This is a genomic window from Chitinophaga sp. G7 BAM 1005 (assembly GCF_057126945.1).
The window spans coordinates 349,765-366,086 of record NZ_CP181478.1 but is presented as its reverse complement, the minus strand read 5'-3'; the positions used below and the strand labels follow the sequence as shown (position 1 = coordinate 366,086).

At 47.3% G+C, this 16,322-nt stretch carries 16 protein-coding genes; 9 read left to right on the top strand and 7 right to left on the bottom strand.

All coding sequences use genetic code 11. The features are described 5' to 3' along the window. Positions 1-35 precede the first annotated feature (35 nt). The 5 genes from ACMXI2_RS01555 (at position 36) to ACMXI2_RS01535 (ending at position 3,040) form a co-directional block, all read left to right on the top strand. Complete coding sequence (locus ACMXI2_RS01555; RefSeq protein ID WP_483779976.1) at positions 36-593, top strand: RNA polymerase sigma factor; 558 nt, start codon at positions 36-38, stop codon at positions 591-593. 15 nt (positions 594-608) lie between these two features. Continuing rightward, the gene (locus tag ACMXI2_RS01550) at positions 609-1,010 is read left to right on the top strand and encodes a hypothetical protein (protein ID WP_483779975.1); all 402 of its coding nucleotides are present in this window, start codon (positions 609-611) and stop codon (positions 1,008-1,010) included. A 14-nt stretch (positions 1,011-1,024) separates the two neighbouring features. Further along, the gene (locus ACMXI2_RS01545) at positions 1,025-1,234 is read left to right on the top strand and encodes a hypothetical protein (protein ID WP_483779974.1); all 210 of its coding nucleotides are present in this window, start codon (positions 1,025-1,027) and stop codon (positions 1,232-1,234) included. 195 nt (positions 1,235-1,429) lie between these two features. Then, positions 1,430-1,996 carry a DinB family protein gene (locus ACMXI2_RS01540; RefSeq protein ID WP_483779973.1) on the top strand — a complete coding sequence of 189 codons (567 nt, stop codon included), beginning with the start codon at positions 1,430-1,432 and terminating at the stop codon, positions 1,994-1,996. A gap of 36 nt (positions 1,997-2,032) precedes the next feature. Next, positions 2,033-3,040 (top strand): patatin-like phospholipase family protein, encoded by a 1,008-nt coding sequence (locus ACMXI2_RS01535; RefSeq protein WP_483779972.1) that lies wholly within the window; start codon positions 2,033-2,035, stop codon positions 3,038-3,040. 62 nt (positions 3,041-3,102) lie between these two features. Here ACMXI2_RS01535 and ACMXI2_RS01530 read toward each other — a convergent pair whose 3' ends face one another. The 6 genes from ACMXI2_RS01530 to ACMXI2_RS01505 form a co-directional block, all read right to left on the bottom strand. Beyond that, complete coding sequence (locus ACMXI2_RS01530; RefSeq protein WP_483779971.1) at positions 3,103-4,992, bottom strand: M1 family metallopeptidase; 1,890 nt, start codon at positions 4,990-4,992, stop codon at positions 3,103-3,105. 91 nt (positions 4,993-5,083) lie between these two features. After that, complete coding sequence (locus ACMXI2_RS01525; RefSeq protein ID WP_483779970.1) at positions 5,084-6,154, bottom strand: winged helix DNA-binding domain-containing protein; 1,071 nt, start codon at positions 6,152-6,154, stop codon at positions 5,084-5,086. A gap of 58 nt (positions 6,155-6,212) precedes the next feature. After that, positions 6,213-6,881, bottom strand: coding sequence for a 16S rRNA (cytidine(1402)-2'-O)-methyltransferase (gene rsmI / locus ACMXI2_RS01520; RefSeq protein ID WP_370909354.1), 669 nt, complete (start codon positions 6,879-6,881; stop codon positions 6,213-6,215). A gap of 102 nt (positions 6,882-6,983) precedes the next feature. After that, positions 6,984-7,229 (bottom strand): phosphoribosylformylglycinamidine synthase subunit PurS, encoded by a 246-nt coding sequence (gene purS / locus ACMXI2_RS01515; RefSeq protein WP_142683702.1) that lies wholly within the window; start codon positions 7,227-7,229, stop codon positions 6,984-6,986. A gap of 46 nt (positions 7,230-7,275) precedes the next feature. Next, positions 7,276-8,043, bottom strand: coding sequence for a CDP-alcohol phosphatidyltransferase family protein (locus tag ACMXI2_RS01510; protein ID WP_483779969.1), 768 nt, complete (start codon positions 8,041-8,043; stop codon positions 7,276-7,278). A 122-nt stretch (positions 8,044-8,165) separates the two neighbouring features. Next, the gene (locus ACMXI2_RS01505; RefSeq protein WP_483779968.1) at positions 8,166-9,458 is read right to left on the bottom strand and encodes an aminopeptidase P N-terminal domain-containing protein; all 1,293 of its coding nucleotides are present in this window, start codon (positions 9,456-9,458) and stop codon (positions 8,166-8,168) included. A gap of 324 nt (positions 9,459-9,782) precedes the next feature. On the opposite strand from ACMXI2_RS01505, the gene pckA reads away from it, so the two are divergent. The 4 genes from pckA (at position 9,783) to ACMXI2_RS01485 (ending at position 15,438) form a co-directional block, all read left to right on the top strand. Further along, positions 9,783-11,384 carry a phosphoenolpyruvate carboxykinase (ATP) gene (gene pckA / locus ACMXI2_RS01500; protein ID WP_483779967.1) on the top strand — a complete coding sequence of 534 codons (1,602 nt, stop codon included), beginning with the start codon at positions 9,783-9,785 and terminating at the stop codon, positions 11,382-11,384. A gap of 265 nt (positions 11,385-11,649) precedes the next feature. Next, complete coding sequence (folD, locus tag ACMXI2_RS01495; RefSeq protein ID WP_483779966.1) at positions 11,650-12,537, top strand: bifunctional methylenetetrahydrofolate dehydrogenase/methenyltetrahydrofolate cyclohydrolase FolD; 888 nt, start codon at positions 11,650-11,652, stop codon at positions 12,535-12,537. A gap of 93 nt (positions 12,538-12,630) precedes the next feature. Further along, entirely contained in the window at positions 12,631-13,257 is a 627-nt protein-coding gene (locus tag ACMXI2_RS01490) for a 7-carboxy-7-deazaguanine synthase QueE (protein WP_483779965.1), read from the top strand. A gap of 288 nt (positions 13,258-13,545) precedes the next feature. Continuing rightward, positions 13,546-15,438 carry an OmpA family protein gene (locus tag ACMXI2_RS01485; protein WP_483779964.1) on the top strand — a complete coding sequence of 631 codons (1,893 nt, stop codon included), beginning with the start codon at positions 13,546-13,548 and terminating at the stop codon, positions 15,436-15,438. A gap of 25 nt (positions 15,439-15,463) precedes the next feature. Here the strand turns inward: ACMXI2_RS01485 and ACMXI2_RS01480 are convergent, their stop codons facing one another. Then, on the bottom strand, positions 15,464-16,264 hold the full coding sequence (locus ACMXI2_RS01480) for a 5'-nucleotidase, lipoprotein e(P4) family (RefSeq protein WP_483779963.1): 801 nt from the start codon (positions 16,262-16,264) through the stop codon (positions 15,464-15,466). Positions 16,265-16,322: the final 58 nt, after the last annotated feature.

Here is a 16,322-nt window from a genome sequence, read left to right as displayed (position 1 = left end):
TTAAGATGAAACAGCTGGTCCTTACAAATAGCATTATGGCCATAGAGCAAAACGAACGCATACAGGCAACCGTGAAGCAGGAACGCAAGCGATTGCTGCATTTTATCCGGCAACGGGTAAATAATGCGTCCGATGCAGAGGATATTTTACAGGATGTTTTCTATCAGTTTACCGAATACCTGCGCCTGGGAAGCCAGGTAGATTCTATCACCGGATGGCTTTTTGCCGTAACCCGGAACAAGATTACCGATTGGTTCCGTAAGAAGAAAGAAACTCCTTTTTCCGATTTCACGCGCGAGATAGAAGGTGAAGAAGTGTTATTTCTCCCCGAACTACTTTCCGACAAAAACATGGAGGCAGACACCCCGATGGCGAAAAAGATTATGTCGGAAGCCATTATGGAGGCCATTGATGAATTACCGGCCGATCAGCGGCAGGTATTTCTGCAGCACGAACTGGAGGGGAAATCCTTTAAGGAAATGAGTGAAGAAACCGGCATTGGGGTAAATACCCTTTTATCACGCAAACGTTATGCAGTACTGTTCCTGCGGGAACGCCTGGCAGAACTGTACAACGAATTACTTAACGACTGATTTAATTATTAAGATATGAGAAACAATTTTGGCAGAAGAAGGGGGCCACAGGTACTCAAGTTTATAATCATGGGAGCACTGTTTATTACAGCAGTAGGATTTGCTACCATGCTATTATGGAACTGCCTGATCCCTGAACTGTTCCACGGACCGGTCATCAATTTCTGGCAGGCGCTGGGCCTGATGTTACTGGGTAAACTACTTTTTGGATGGCATAACCATCACGATAAATTTAACCGCGGCCGGGAATGGAAAGCCCGCCTGAAAGACAAAATGGCGAATATGACGCCGGAAGAACAGGAGAAAATGAGAGAACACCTGCGCAACCGTTGCAGAACCGGTTTTGGCGCGTGGAAACGCGACGACTGGTACCGTGATCCGGAAGAACCTAAAAACGAAGAAAAAGAATCACACTAAAAAACATTTGTGCGATGATAGGAATATTCAAAACCAATATAGGCAGCCTGGAAGAGCGCCAGCAGATGATCCAGGCCATTGCTTCCAGCTTCCCCGTTGGGTCATGCCATGTAGACCTGGACGACTGCGATAAAGTATTACGCATTGCCGACTTACAGGTGGAAGAGAATATTATTGTAGAATTCGTTCAAAAACAAGGTTTTGAATGCGCTGTGCTGGAATAATTTAAGATTTTTCAGTAGCGGATCAATATTCCCGGGCCATGTGGCGATTTTATTATACATAAATTCGTTTTATATGTAATAAGCTATTGGCCGGCTCGCAAATCTGGCGTAACTTCAAAGAGAATGCAGCGGCCCGGGTATATTGTTTACAAAGCCAGGTATAGTGTATTTGAAACCCTCTAAATTTTGTTTCCTATGTACCTGAACCAGCACGAGATCAAATCTCTATTAAATACCAGTTTCGACAACTTCGTGGATTTTGTGAATACGTTGCCGGATATACGATTTACCGCTTCCCCCTACGGTAAGTGGTCGGCTGGCCAGCAGCTGGATCATCTCACCAAATCCATCAGACCAGTAAGCGGCGCCCTGGGATTTCCCAAAGTAACACTGCGCTATTTCGGCGCCAGCACCATACCATCGCGGTCGTACAACCAGCTGGTGGCTGACTATGAGCGGATCCTGGATGCCGGCGCAAAAGCTACCAGGGCCTATCAGCCCGGGGTGATCTATCCTGCGCAGCGACCCGCGTTACTACAAGGTTTTCTTCTCCAGAAAAATAAATTAATCAACAAACTGGCCGGCTGGTCGGAAAGTGACCTGGACAAGTACCGCCTGCCGCACCCCCTGCTCGGAAAGATCACCATCCGTGAAATGTTGTATTACATTGCACATCACAATGAACACCACCTGAACAAACTGAAGGACCAGGAACTACAGGGCCATACCTGGCAGAACCAATTACAGCAGCTGATATTTTGATTTTTTAGTTAAATTGTTGCTACCTAAAAAATCCTCATGGCTACAACTGCGTTAGTCATCAGTGGCGGCGGCTCCAGGGCGGCTTTTGCTGTTGGCGCTTTAAAGCATCTTTATTCTCAACAACCAGCTATTGAATTCGACTTTTTCTGCGGCACTGGCATCAGCTCATTAATTGCTCCCCTCGCGGCTTTGGGAGAAATATCGTTGCTGGAAAAATTGTTCACCAGTAACACCACCGCCGACCTGGTGAGCACCAATACCATGCTGCAACGCTTCCCCCAAAACAACTCCCTTTACAACGCTACCGCCCTTACCCATAAAATTACCAACATCTTTACCGATGCCCGCTTCAGCGCACTGCAAAAGCTGAATAAAGAAGTATTTGTTGCGGCACGCTGCCTGCAAACAAACCGCATCACTTATTTTTCTCCGTCAGGCGCCGATATGGTGAAGAAGGATTATGATGTAATATCCCTTCTCGACAATTACACGTTCCGTGAAGCCATGCAGGCATCCTGCAGTATGCCGGTGTTTATGCCACCGGTGGAAGTAGCATCCCTCCCTGATCATGTGCAGCAATTCACCAATGCCGGCGGCGCTCACTATCACCCCATTAAACTGGCCATAGAAAAAGGCGCCACCGGGATCTATGTCATCCTGCTCACCCCGGAAACTCCCGGCGAAGATGATATCTTATTCAAAAACCTGATCGATATCCTCGAAAAGCAAGTGGATAACACCACCAATGAAATAGCCGCCACCGACCTGGAAATCACACAGCTCATCAACCAGTCGCTACACTATCTTGCTGCCGTAAAAGATAACCTGAAAAAAAAAGGCATCCCTGCTGCGGATATAGATCAGTGCTTTGATCTTCCCGCCGCTAATCCTTTCCAGGGAAAAAGCGCGGTAAAGCTACACATCATCCGCCCCAGAAAGGCACTGGATGTAGCTATGGGAGGACTGGAATTTATACCACAGGTAATGAAAGAAATGATGGAAGAAGGAGAACAGCGCGCCGCAACGGTGTTGCAATCGCTGTAAAAAAATACCGGGATGCTGTTTTATAAACAACATCCCGGTACAAGCTTTATTTCTGGTGTATATTAAGACACGGCTTTGTTATTACTTCTGTCCACATCTGCCATACGCTGACTGGGATCTATTTCCAGCTCTTTAATATCTGCAAGCGGGGTATCCAGTTCTACTTCATAAACGGGATTGGTCCAGTACCAAACGGGATCGACTATACGTTTTACATTTGGATACTCATTAGGTTTTTCGCCGTACATGATGGACAACGGAATATAGTGCAGCACTTTATTACCGTTCTTATCCGTTACCATAAAGTCAATGGGCATCGGCATATATCCTACCCTGCGTAAGCGCACTACTGTTTTATTGCCTTTTGCAAAAACGCTGTCGATACCGTAGTCGATATGTTTTACGGCGTTGATAAAATATTGCTTGTACCAATCCAGTTCAATACCACTTTCTTTTTCCATTACCCGTACAAAATCATTTACGTTCGGATGTTTGAAACGCCATTCGTTATAGTAGCGTAACAGGCCGTTATCGCGGTTTTGCGCGCCAATTACATAACCCAGCTGTTCCAGGAATACAGCACCTTTGGAGTAGGCAGTAAGACTATAACCGTAGTTGGTGTTAAAGTGATCGGCATGCGTGGTAGCGGGTTCTTCAAAAGGACTTCTTGCCAGCGCAAAATAACCTGCATATGCATCTTCCTGCGCATCGCGGTCTTTCAGTGAATCGATGGTGTTAAAGATCACATTGTTTTCCGCAAAGGTGGTGAAGCCTTCATCCATCCACGGGTACAGGCTTTCGTTGGTGGCCAGCATTCCCTGGTACCAGCTGTGCATCCATTCGTGCATGGCTACTCCGTATAAACCATCCATTTTACCGTTGCCCATAATGAGGGTGCCCATTGGATATTCCATACCGCCATCGCCGCCTTGTATGAAAGAATATTGCTCATACGGATAAGCGCCGTAATGCGCTTTGATATAGGCATAGGCGGCTGGAATCATTTTCGCCAGCTGGGGCCAGGTGTTGTGCGTGTATTCGTTGTCGATATAAAAGAAGTGAGCCGTAAACCCATCCACTTTCTGCGTGATGTGTTTGTAATCCGGATCGGCGGCCCACATGAAATCATGTACATTAGGTGCAATGAAATGCCAGGTGAGTGTGTTACCGGTGGGAGGCGTTACTTTAGCGCCGGGTTTTTCATATCCGTGACCAATCTGATCGGGGTTTTGCAGGTAGCCCGTACCGCCGATCACGTATTTTTTATCGATGGTGATCTTTACATCATAGTCGCCCCATACGCCGTAAAATTCGCGGGCGATATAAGGAGTGGCGTGCCATCCTTCATAATCGTATTCACACATTTTAGGGTACCATTGTGACATAGAGAAGTCCACTCCTTCGGCATTATTGCGGCCACTGCGACGGATCTGTACCGGCACCTGTGAGGCAAATTCCATATCAAAAACAGCTTTGGAGTGTGGCAGGACAGGCTTATCCAGCGGCACTTCCAGGATGGTTTCCACTACTTTGAAGTCCTGTGGTTTTCCGTCGCGTTTCAGGGAGATGATTTTCTGGTAGCCTATTTCATCCGGTTTCAGTTGGGAGATGCGGTCGCGTACGCGGTTGTCCCAGTCGCGGCGTTCGTTCCCTTTTTTATCTCTTCCGATTACAATTTTCCCCAGTTCGCGGCTGCGTACATCCATCATGCTGCCGGGCTGAAAGGCGTTCCAGTAGAGGTGATAAAAAACTTTCTTTAATGTATCGGGGGAGTTATTGTAATATTCAAGGTGTTGTTGTCCTTTGAACTGATTGGCCGGCGCATCCACCTTCACATCCATCGTATACTTTACTCTCTGCTGCCAGCGGTCAGATTGAGCGCTTAGTTGTAACCAGCTGCCCGCCAGCAAAGCGATGGCAATACAGCTGCCTGTTGTAACCCGGTACTTCATTCCGTTTCATTTGGTTTAAAACAGCTAAAATAAGGATCATTTGGCGATTTTGTCCCTGATATTTGATGAGTGCAATGTGGCCGGAAGTAAATCAGGAGAAACTGTGGAGGGTGAGGCCGAGAAAGTCCGCGTACTGTTGTGCGGCTGGTTCAAACGCTTTCAGACCGGCCTTTTTGAATGGTTTAAACGGATCGGTGACGATGGTTACGCTGTCTTTTTTAAAGGTGCGTTTCCACGTGCCTATGATTTGCCCGTTTTGTACCATGATAGGGTTGAAGATACCGTTGATGGTCATTACTTTTTTGGCAAACTGCATATCTATCAGTGTGCTGCGGTCTTTATACCCGATGAAATATTCATCGAAGGCTGGTAACAGCAGGGAGGTATCGGGTGTGGTTTGTTTTTTTCCGGGAGCCATCCAATAGGCCGTACCGTTTACGTCCAGTGGTTTTAAGGCGGATTGCGCTCCTTCCAGTCCGGCCCGGGCATCTGTAAGTGAGAGGCCGGCCCATTGGGCAAAATCGGGTAAGGTAGCCGGGCCGTGGCTAATGAAGTAGCGTTTAGCCAGGGTAACCAGCGATGCCTGTTTATTGAGTGTGGCTGTGCCGGGCAGCCATTCATCCAGGAGTGTGTAGGTAAATTGTTTTCCGCTGAGGGGGCCGTTACAGATAATTCCATCCATCGCTGCGTGATAGATGATGTGATTCATGCGGTGGTCGTCTGTATTGATTCCTTTTTCCTGTAACAGGGTGGTGAGTTCTTTGCGGGTGAGGTGGTTTCTTCCCTGTAATGCTTTGGTGATATATTGATTGGTTTTCTGCAGGAGGGCATTGTCCATTTCCAGTTTGCGCATCATGCTGCCCATGCGGGCCTTTATAGTGGGAGCGATGAGTTGCAGTATCCAGCGTACATCGGCGGGGGCTATGAGGTGCAGGGTGCCGCGGAAGGCGGTGGTGCGGATAATGGATTTGTTGCTGATGGCTTTTTCTATGTCCGCGTCTGCACAGCCGGGGAGCCGTACGCCAATGCCCCATTTGCTGTTGGCATGTTCCTGTGCCTGCATAGCGCCAAAGAAGGCCACCATGTCCTGTGGTTTTTTGAAGGCTGTTTTCAGCAACTGCTGATGTTGCAGTCGCAGTGCGGCGATATCAGTAACGGGCATGGCTAAATGATTTGTTATACAAAACGTATGTCAGCAACCAACCGGAAGGTAAAAATAATTATTCAACGCCCTGCACCACTACTACAATTTCTCCTTTTACGCCTTTTTCAGCGAAGTAATCGTGTACTTCCTGCAGTGTGCCGCGTTTATTTTCCTCGAACATTTTGGTGAGTTCGCGGCATACGCAGCACGGGCGGTCTGGTCCGAAATACTGGATCAGGTCGGAGAGGGTTCTGAGCAGTCTCATGGGCGACTCATAAAAAACGATGGTCCGTTCTTCGGTGGCCAGTTTTGTAAAGAGGGTATGGCGGCCTTTCTTGAGGGGGAAGAATCCTTCAAAGGCGAAGCGGGTCATGGGGATGCCGCTGTTTACCAGTGCGGGTACAAAGGCGGTGGCGCCGGGAAGGCATTCTACCGGTACGCCGGCGCGGGCGCATTCCCTTACCAGTAAAAACCCGGGATCAGACACACCGGGGGTACCGGCATCTGTGAGCATAGCCATTGTTTTACCGCCCTGCAGCTGTTGCAGGAGGTGTTGCACTATTTTATGCTCGTTGTGCTGATGGTAGGGAGTAACGGGTTTATTGATCTGGTAATGCCGCAGTAATACGCTGGAAGTACGGGTATCTTCCGCGAGGATCAGATCTGCTTCTTCGAGTACTTTTACGGCCCGGTAGGTAATATCGGCGAGGTTGCCAATGGGAGATGGAACGAGATATAATTTCATAATTTAATTACGAATTACGAATTACGAATGTGTGGGGAGATGCAGTCCGGAGACTTTACCAGTCATCTCCCCACAGCTCCGTTATCCGCAATTCGCAATTAATTATTGTATTTGTACTTCAAAAGATTCCATTACCTGGTTTGCCAGCAGTTTCTGGCAGGCATTTTCAGCGATCTGCCTTGCTTCTTCCTGGCTGGCGGCTTCAATTTGCAGAGTAATGTGTTTACCAATACGTACATCTTGTACCTGGCCCAGGCCGAGGTTCTTGAGACCACTCATTACCGCTTTACCTTGCGGATCTAATAATTCTTTCAGTGGCATCACATTGATATGTGCAGTAAAAGTCATTGTGCTAGAAATTTTGCCGCAAACCTACATCAAAAAATCCAGAATGTTAAACCGCTTGTATTTTCGGCGGCGCCACTACCGATAATATTACGTAACAAATAAATATAAAAGGAACGGTAGCGAACTTCAGGAGGGGTATGCTTACCAGGGTGAGGCCGATCAATAAGAAGCGGGGCCAGTTTTGTGCCAGGCTTTTACTTTTGAACTTCAGGCTGATCATTGGTATTTCGGCCACCATCAGGTAGCAGAGCAGGGCAATGGTGATATATAATACCCAGATATTCTGGAACCAGTGTGCCAGGTTGAAGGGATTAAATAAAAGGATGAGGGGGAAAGAGGCCACCAGCAGGGCTACTGCGGGCGTGGGTACGCCAATAAAATTTTCAGACTGGCGGGTATCTATATTGAACTTAGCGAGGCGGTAAGCCGCAAAACAGGGCACCAGTAAGGCCGGCGCCAGGTTAATAATGGATACATCAAAAACATCTGGTTGCTGAAAATAGGCGCTGCGCAGGAGGCGGTACAACATCATGCCGGGTACCACGCCAAAAGTCACCACATCAGCCAGTGAATCGAGTTCCTTACCCATAGGGCCTGATACTTTGAGGAGGCGGGCTATCATACCATCAAAAAAATCGAAAATACCTGCAATCACTACCAGTGCGGATGCCCAGTATACAGGTTCCGGGCTGATAATCGTATAGTCGGCGCCGTTAATTTCCGCGCGGTATTCAGGCGCATGCAGTATGCAGATAATGGCCAGTGCACCGCAGAAGAGGTTACATAGGGTAAGAATATTCGGTATTTGTTTCATTAACTGTGATTATGATGATTTTGTGATTATCCTGATGAGCGAAGATAGAATATTGATAATTATATTATATCATCTATCTTTTAATCTTTGCTAACCAGGATAATCATAAAAAATCATCCTGATTATTTGGCCATCAGGGCTTCAATTTCATCTGCCGTGACAGGAATATTCTTCATCAGGTCCACATTACCATCGGCGGTGAGCCAGATATTGTTTTCGATACGAATACCCAGTTGTTCTTCTTCAATATAAATGCCTGGTTCGATGGTCATTACAGCGCCCACCGGGATCGGTTGATGGAAAGAAGGACCGAGATCGTGCACATCTACACCGAGGTGATGGGAAATGCCGTGATACAGGTATTTGCGGTAGGCCGGTGTTTCGGGGTCCTGATTTTTCACCTGTTCTTCTGTGAGCAGCCCGATTTTTATAAATTGTTTAGTGGCTTCCTCTCCTACCATTTCGTGGTATTTGGCAATGGTGATACCCGGGCGGAGAATGGATTTGGCGTAGTTATGCAGGTGCAGGCAGGCATCGTATACCTGGCGCTGGCGGGGCGAAAACTTACCATTTACCGGTACGGAACGGGTAAGATCGGCGTTATATCCGCCGTATTCTGCACCAAAGTCCATCAGGATCACTTCTCCGTCTTTACATTCCTGGTTATTAGAGATATAGTGCAGGGTGCGTGCGCGGTCGCCGGAAGCGATGATAGAGCCATAAGCTTCACCGGCAGAACGGTTACGCAGGAATTCGTGTAAAATTTCCGCATGGATTTCATGTTCCCATACGCCGGGTTTAATGAACTTCAGTAAGCGGCGGAAAGTTTTTTCGGTGATATCCATTGCTTCCTGCATCACCTTGATTTCTTCCGGCGTTTTTACTGCGCGCAATTCTTTAAAGATAACAGCGGCACGCAGATAGTTATGCAACGGGTAACGTACTTTCATTTCCTGTACATAGCGGTAATCTTTTACCGGTACGAGGTTTGCTTTGCGGTTATTTTCGTTGGAATTCAGGTAGATGTTGGCGGCTTCGTTGATCCACTGTTGTAAAAGCGCATCCAGGCTATCGAGCCATACTACGGTGCTCATACCAGACACGGCGTATGCCTCGTCTTTGCGCAACCTGTGGCCATCCCACTTTTCCTTTAACTCGTTAGGTCGCACCAGTACCAATACTTCGCGGTACTTCGGATCCGGGTTACCGGGATACAACACTACCATCGTATCCTCCTGATCAATGCCTGTGAGCCAATACAGATCTGAGTTCTGTTTAAACTTGTACAAGGCGTCGCCATTGGTGGGCAGTTCGTCATTGGAGTTAATAATAGCTATAGACTGTGGCTGCATTTTAGCCACAAAACGCTGGCGGTTCTTCACGAACAGCTGCGGATCCAAGGGCAGATTCTTCATATCGCTTAATTTCAAATGAGGCTTCAAACCTATGTAAAATTCGGGAGGTAGAAATATGAAAAAGGTCAGAACCGGCAAATCGGTCAATATCTGCATCATTAAATGACAAAATCGTACTAATACTTCCTTACAATTATTTAATAGTATATTCTCTCAATTATGGTTAGATAATCCTGCAATGAAAAGTGGACATTTTGAAGATATCGCAACAACAACCCCTAAACCGATATTTAATTTCTAAATTTCAATGGTATAACACCTATAAAATTTGACAATATCAAAAAATCGCTAGTTTTGCTATTACACCAAAACAATCTTGCTTTTATGCAAATGAGTAGCGTAAGGAATCCTGTTGCTGACTTACGGGGACTTGGCATAGAGAACGTAACGAACATCTATTACCAACTTTCACCCGAAAAACTGGCGGAACAAACGGTCGCCCGTAAGCAAGGGGTATATGCCGATACAGGGGCATCAGCTGTAAACACCGGCGAATTTACCGGCCGCTCACCCAAAGACAAATTCATTGTAAAAGACAACATCACAACGGACACTGTTAACTGGAACGATTTTAACCTCCCCATTTCTGAAGAAAATTTTGATCGTTTATACAGCAGGATCACCCGTTATTTCAGCGGGAAAGACGTGTGGGTACGTGATTGCTATGCTTGTGCCGACCAGGATTACCGGGTCAACATCAAAGTAATTACAGAACTGCCGTGGTCAAGCCTGTTTGCCTACAACATGTTTTTACGTCCTTCGGAAGATGAACTGGATTATATGCATCCCGACTGGACCGTTATCCAGGCGCCTGGCTGTTTGGCAGATCCTGCCACTGACGGCACACGGCAGCAGAATTTCTCCGTAGTGAATTTCACCAGAAAAATTATCCTCATAGGTGGCAGCGCCTATACCGGTGAAATCAAGAAAGGTATTTTCACCATCCTGAATTACGAATTGCCGCACAACAAAAATGTATTAAGCATGCATTGCTCCGCCAACGTGGGCGATGACGGCGATACCGCTATCTTCTTTGGTTTGAGCGGCACCGGCAAAACCACATTGAGCGCTGATCCTTCGCGGAAGCTCATCGGTGATGATGAACACGGATGGACCGCTACCGGCGTCTTTAATTTTGAGGGCGGTTGTTACGCAAAATGTATTGATCTTTCTGAAGAAAAAGAACCGCAGATATTTCGTGCCGTACGTGAAGGCGCGCTGCTGGAAAATATTAACTTTTTTCCCGGCACCAATACCGTGAACTATGGGGATTGCGGGATCACCGAAAACACCCGTGTATCTTATCCGCTGCCGTATATTGATAATGCCCTGGAACCTTCTGTAGGAGGTATTCCAAAGAATATATTCTTTCTTACCTGCGATGCCTATGGTGTGTTACCACCAGTTTCCAGGTTATCACCCGGACAGGCCATGTACCAGTTCATTTCAGGTTACACCGCTAAAGTAGCGGGTACCGAAGCAGGCATTACAGAGCCGAAGTCCACTTTCAGCGCATGTTTCGGCGCGCCGTTCATCCCTTTGCACCCGGCGCAGTATGCACAGATGCTGGGTGAAAGAATGCGCAAATACAATGTAGATGTATGGCTGATCAACACCGGCTGGACCGGCGGCGCTTATGGCGCCGGCAGCCGCATGAAGTTGTCGTATACCCGCGCTATGATCACGGCAGCGCTGAATGGCAGCCTTGACAAGGAAACTTTCCATCCGCATCCTGTATTCGGTTTTTCAATCCCTGATAATTGCGCCGGCGTTCCGTCCCATATCCTGGACCCACGCAATACCTGGGAAGATAAAGCCGCTCATGACAGGCAGGTAAGAGATCTGGCCGGACAGTTCATCCGCAACTTTGAAAAATATGCAGGGGCATCAGCATCGGAAATACTGGATGCTGCTCCAAAAATTTAAATCATAAAGTACTGTGATCTGACTCTTCCGTTGCATATATCAACAAGAAGATTTATATTTAAGTTTTGCCTTATAACTTCCACTGAACAACTCGTAAGTTCCTGACGGGCGCAATGCCTGAGCAAAGCAAGTTCCTTTACAGGAGCTTGTTTTGCTGGATCTTCGGATGATTTTAGTTCATCGCCCCCCGTTCCTTCTGACAGCGCTTCTCTAAAAAGCTGATTCCCCATAGCTGATAACATACAGCTTTTTCTTACCTTTGCACATGCAAATTTTAGACGGTAAACTCGTTTCTGAGGCTATAAAAGCCCAATTAGCCGCCCAGGTGGCTGAATTGAAGGCCGCTGGGAAAAAGGTCCCTCACCTGGCAGCCATATTGGTAGGTAATAATCCGGCAAGTGAAACCTACGTAGCATCCAAAGTAAAATCATGTGCAGAATGCGGTTACAATTCCACCCTCCTGCGTTTTGATGCGCAGATCTCTGAAAAGCATCTGCTGGACCAGATCATTCTGCTGAATGAAAATCCGGATGTGGATGGTATCCTTGTACAATTACCTTTACCAAAACATATCAATGAAGAGCTGGTGATCAACACCATTGATCCGAGTAAAGATGTGGATGGTTTCCATCCCATGAACGTAGGTAAAATGGTAAGTGGTTTACCTGCTTTCATTCCTGCTACTCCTTATGGTATTATGCTGATGCTGGAGCATTACAACATTCCTACCAAAGGAAAACACGCAGTAGTTATAGGCCGCAGTCATATTGTAGGTACGCCTATGAGTATTTTACTGAGCCGCAATACCAATCCCGGCAACTGCACCGTTACCCTTACCCATTCCCAGACGCAGAACCTGGCTGAAATTTGCCGTCAGGCTGATATCATCATTGCCGCTATTGGCAGACCGGATTTTGTAACGGCGGATATGGTGAAAGAAGGCGCTGTAATTGTGGATGTAGGCATTAACCGTGTGGAAGACGCCACCAGGAAAAGCGGATTCCGCCTGAAAGGCGACGTGAAGTTTGACGAAGTAGCGCCTAAATGCAGCTACATCAGCCCTGTACCGGGTGGCGTAGGCCCGATGACGATTGCCGCTTTACTCAAAAACACCTATCACGCCACTATTGGTTTGAAAGGAAGTATGAATTAATGGGCGGAGAGTCAGGGATTCGAACCCGTGAGGTTTGAAAATAGAATTAAATATAGCCGGAACTAAAAAAACCGGACCTTTGTGAAGTAAGTCATGTCTGTAACAACAATAAATATTAGTACTGATACCCTCCCGCTGATGGAGCGCTTTTACACGATCCAGGGTGAAGGCTACCATCAGGGGCGGGCTGCCTATTTCATCAGACTGGGTGGCTGTGATGTGGGTTGTGTGTGGTGTGATGTAAAAGACAGCTGGGATGCAGATAAGCATCCGCAGGTAGCCGTGTCTGATATTGTAACCGAAGCAGCGGCCTATCCCGGCCGTATTGCGGTGGTAACCGGTGGTGAGCCTTTGCTTCATAATCTTGATGCACTTACCCGCTCCCTGCACCAACAGGGTTTTCACACGCATATTGAGACGTCTGGCTCTTCGCCGCTCAGTGGCAAATGGGACTGGATTACTTTATCGCCCAAGAAGTTCAAGGCGCCCCTGCCGGAAATCTGCAAAGCCGCGCATGAACTGAAAGTGGTGATCTTTAATAAAACGGATTTTGCCTGGGCAGAAAAATATGCAGCCTTAGCCGGCAAGCATTGTAAGCTGTACCTGCAGCCTGAATGGGAACGCAGCGCAGAAATGACGCCGCTGATTACGGAGTATATCAAAGATCATCCGGAATGGACCATGTCATTGCAGATCCATAAGTATATTAATGTTCCTTAGATCGCCTTCGGCGATTTTAAATTGTCTTGGAGCAGGATTACGCTGATTATACTGATTTTTTTGATTTGATCTTTTGGATTCTATAAATGATTAAGGGAGATATAAGCGGATAAATTCGCTAATGTCTCCCTTAATCATTTTGAAATCATTCATAGAATCCAAAAGATCAAATCAAAAAAATCAGTATAATCAGCGTAATCCTGCTCCAAGACAATTTAAAATCGCCGAAGGCGATCTCCCCGTACTATTTTCGTAGTATTTTCGTTAATTACATTGCGAATACATACTATGAAAAAGACCTCCCTGTTAATACTGAGTTGCCTGCTGGGCTTCGGGCTGCTGTTGCAGGCCCAGACAGTTACCTATGAAAATGCCCCTAAAAAAGCCAAAGCCAGTTTTGACCGCGCCATTGATGCCGTAAGAACTTACCAGACAAAAGCAGCTATCGGATTCCTGCAGGATGCCATTAAAACGGCGCCGGGATTTACCGATGCATACGGACAAATGGGTTTGTGTTATGTGGAGCTAAAAGATTATGCCGCGGCCACCTCCGCATTTGAGAAGCTAAAACAACTGGATAGCAGCGGGCTGCGGCCAGTAATGGTGCCTTATTCAAAAGCGATGGCAGGCACAGGAAATTTCGTAGGTGCGTTACAGTTAATCAATCAATACATTGCGTCCATAAAATCGAAAAGTGCAAATGCAGAGAAGCTGAAAGTAAATTATGAATTTGCCGTAAACAACAACCGGCAGGCAGTGCCATTCCACCCGGAAAACCTGGGTGATCCGGTAAACAGTAAAGATCCGGAATACTTCCCCTCATTAACTATTGACAGTAAAACATTGATCTTCACCAGGCGCGTAAATGGCCGCAATGAAGACTTTTATATTACGTACCGGGACAACAACATCTGGTCAACGGCACAAAACATGGGTGAACCTGTAAACTCCTCTTTCAATGAAGGCGCACAAAACATTTCACAAGATGGTACCATGCTGGTATTCACAGGCTGCGAATTTCCGGAAGGCAAAGGCAGCTGCGATCTCTACTACTCGGAAAAAACCACCTCGGGCTGGACCGCCCCAAAGAATATGGGATCGCCCATTAACACACGCGACTGGGAGTCACAACCCTGCCTCAGCGCCGACAAACAAACACTTTATTTTGCACGTGAAACACCAGATCATGGTGCAGATATATTTGTAACCAACCGGCAACCCAACGGACAATGGAGCCTACCGGAAAGGATGGGGCCCAATATCAATACCAACGGCAGGGAAACCACTCCCTTCATCCACGCAGATGGACAAACACTGTACTTTGCTTCCGACGGGCATCCGGGGTATGGCGGCCTCGACATCTTTTATTCGCGGCGGCAACCCGACGGCAGCTGGGGGCCAGCCACCAACCTGGGTTACCCGATCAATACCATTGATGAAGACGCCTCGCTGGTAGTAGAAGCAAATGGTAAAACTGCCTACTTCGCCTCCGACAGGTCCGATACCCGCGGCACGCTCGATATTTACCGCTTTGAACTTTATCCGGAAGCACGTCCCCTGCAAACACTGTACGTAAAAGGCTATGTGTACGATACCCTCACGCACCAGCGTTTAACCGCCAGCATAGATATCATTGACCTCCAGGGCGGATATAATATCGCTACCGTTAAAACCAATGAAACCGGCGATTACCTCGCGCCATTGCCGGTAGGAAAGGATTACGCCATGCACGTAAACAGGAAAGGATATCTCTTTTATTCAGATAATTTTTCGCTGAAAGAACACAACCCGGGCATCCCCTACGAAAAAAATATTCCATTGCAGCCATTGGCTGCCAATGCCAGCATCGTATTGCATAACATCTTCTTCGACAGCAAACAGTATAACCTGAAACCGGAATCGGTAACGGAACTCAACAAGCTGGTGAACCTGCTAAAGGATAACCCCACCGTAAAAATTGAGATCGCGGGGTATACTGATAATGTAGGCACCGACAAAGACAATCAACTGCTTTCGCAGAACCGCGCCAAAGCAGTAGTGAGCTACCTCACAGAAAAAGGTATCCCGCTGGACCGCCTTACGGCAAAGGGTTACGGCGAAAACGACCCGGTAGCTACCAATGATACAGAAGAAGGAAGAGCCGCCAACAGGCGGACGGTGTTCCGGATTATCAGCCTGTGAGCGGAGGGATCGCCTTCGGCGATCCCTAGTAATTGCGCAACCTCCTTTGCAGTATAGAATCTTTTTGTTGAGTGGTTAATTTATACTGGAAGTTGTACAATGCTCCTTCCCAGTCGCCATACATCGGGTTTGGCAATACAATATACCGGCTGCCGAAGTTGGGGGTTGCCTGTAGTACTGCTGTATTTCTTTCTTCAAAAGGTTTTTTGTCGAACGTAGATGAGAAGTCGCCGAGGTTATCACCAAACAGCATTACAATTTCATATTGCTGCAATACTTGTTGCCGGCGGGGTTCCTTGCCGGAGGTGGTAGTTTTCAGGAGCAGGTGCTGATCATCAGCATCGGGCAACTGGTAGCGTTGCAGGTTTTGCAGGGTAACGGCTCTTTCGCTTTCCGCCCTGTTGGTGATATAAAATACTTTTACGCCTTTGGAGGCCGCATACTTAAAAAAGGAAGGTGCGCCGGGAACGGTGTCTGCGGCTACTTTGGCAGTCCATTCCATCCAGCTTTTATCATCATATGATTTGCCTGCCAGCGCCTGGTGTACAGAGTAGGGGCTGTTATCCAGCACGGTTTCGTCGATGTCTGTAACTACAGCCAGTGGTTTGCTGCCTTTGGCGGCGAGGTATTGATCGAGGCGGAGCGCAGCCAGCTGGTATGCCTGCAGGCACAGTGCTTTATATTCGCCGGACTGTTGCTGCCATAATGCGGCCCATGCCGGTCCACCGGGAAGCAGTTGCGATCCCGTATTCTTTTCTGCTACGGGCCGGGTAGTTTTACAGGCAAACAATCCTGCTACCATTACTCCTGTCAGTATCCATTTCATCTTCATAAAAATATCCGTTGGTAGCTGCAAAAATAATTCATGCTGTGCAGAAAAAGTG

Coding starts and splice junctions, on each gene's coding strand:
- ACMXI2_RS01555 (WP_483779976.1), top strand. CDS start 36: ATGGCCATAGAGCAAAACGAACGCATACAGGCAACCGTGAAGCAGGAA.
- ACMXI2_RS01550 (WP_483779975.1), top strand. CDS start 609: ATGAGAAACAATTTTGGCAGAAGAAGGGGGCCACAGGTACTCAAGTTT.
- ACMXI2_RS01545 (WP_483779974.1), top strand. CDS start 1,025: ATGATAGGAATATTCAAAACCAATATAGGCAGCCTGGAAGAGCGCCAG.
- ACMXI2_RS01540 (WP_483779973.1), top strand. CDS start 1,430: ATGTACCTGAACCAGCACGAGATCAAATCTCTATTAAATACCAGTTTC.
- ACMXI2_RS01535 (WP_483779972.1), top strand. CDS start 2,033: ATGGCTACAACTGCGTTAGTCATCAGTGGCGGCGGCTCCAGGGCGGCT.
- ACMXI2_RS01530 (WP_483779971.1), bottom strand. CDS start 4,992: ATGAAGTACCGGGTTACAACAGGCAGCTGTATTGCCATCGCTTTGCTG.
- ACMXI2_RS01525 (WP_483779970.1), bottom strand. CDS start 6,154: ATGCCCGTTACTGATATCGCCGCACTGCGACTGCAACATCAGCAGTTG.
- rsmI (WP_370909354.1), bottom strand. CDS start 6,881: ATGAAATTATATCTCGTTCCATCTCCCATTGGCAACCTCGCCGATATT.
- purS (WP_142683702.1), bottom strand. CDS start 7,229: ATGACTTTTACTGCACATATCAATGTGATGCCACTGAAAGAATTATTA.
- ACMXI2_RS01510 (WP_483779969.1), bottom strand. CDS start 8,043: ATGAAACAAATACCGAATATTCTTACCCTATGTAACCTCTTCTGCGGT.
- ACMXI2_RS01505 (WP_483779968.1), bottom strand. CDS start 9,458: ATGAAGAATCTGCCCTTGGATCCGCAGCTGTTCGTGAAGAACCGCCAG.
- pckA (WP_483779967.1), top strand. CDS start 9,783: ATGCAAATGAGTAGCGTAAGGAATCCTGTTGCTGACTTACGGGGACTT.
- folD (WP_483779966.1), top strand. CDS start 11,650: ATGCAAATTTTAGACGGTAAACTCGTTTCTGAGGCTATAAAAGCCCAA.
- ACMXI2_RS01490 (WP_483779965.1), top strand. CDS start 12,631: ATGTCTGTAACAACAATAAATATTAGTACTGATACCCTCCCGCTGATG.
- ACMXI2_RS01485 (WP_483779964.1), top strand. CDS start 13,546: ATGAAAAAGACCTCCCTGTTAATACTGAGTTGCCTGCTGGGCTTCGGG.
- ACMXI2_RS01480 (WP_483779963.1), bottom strand. CDS start 16,264: ATGAAATGGATACTGACAGGAGTAATGGTAGCAGGATTGTTTGCCTGT.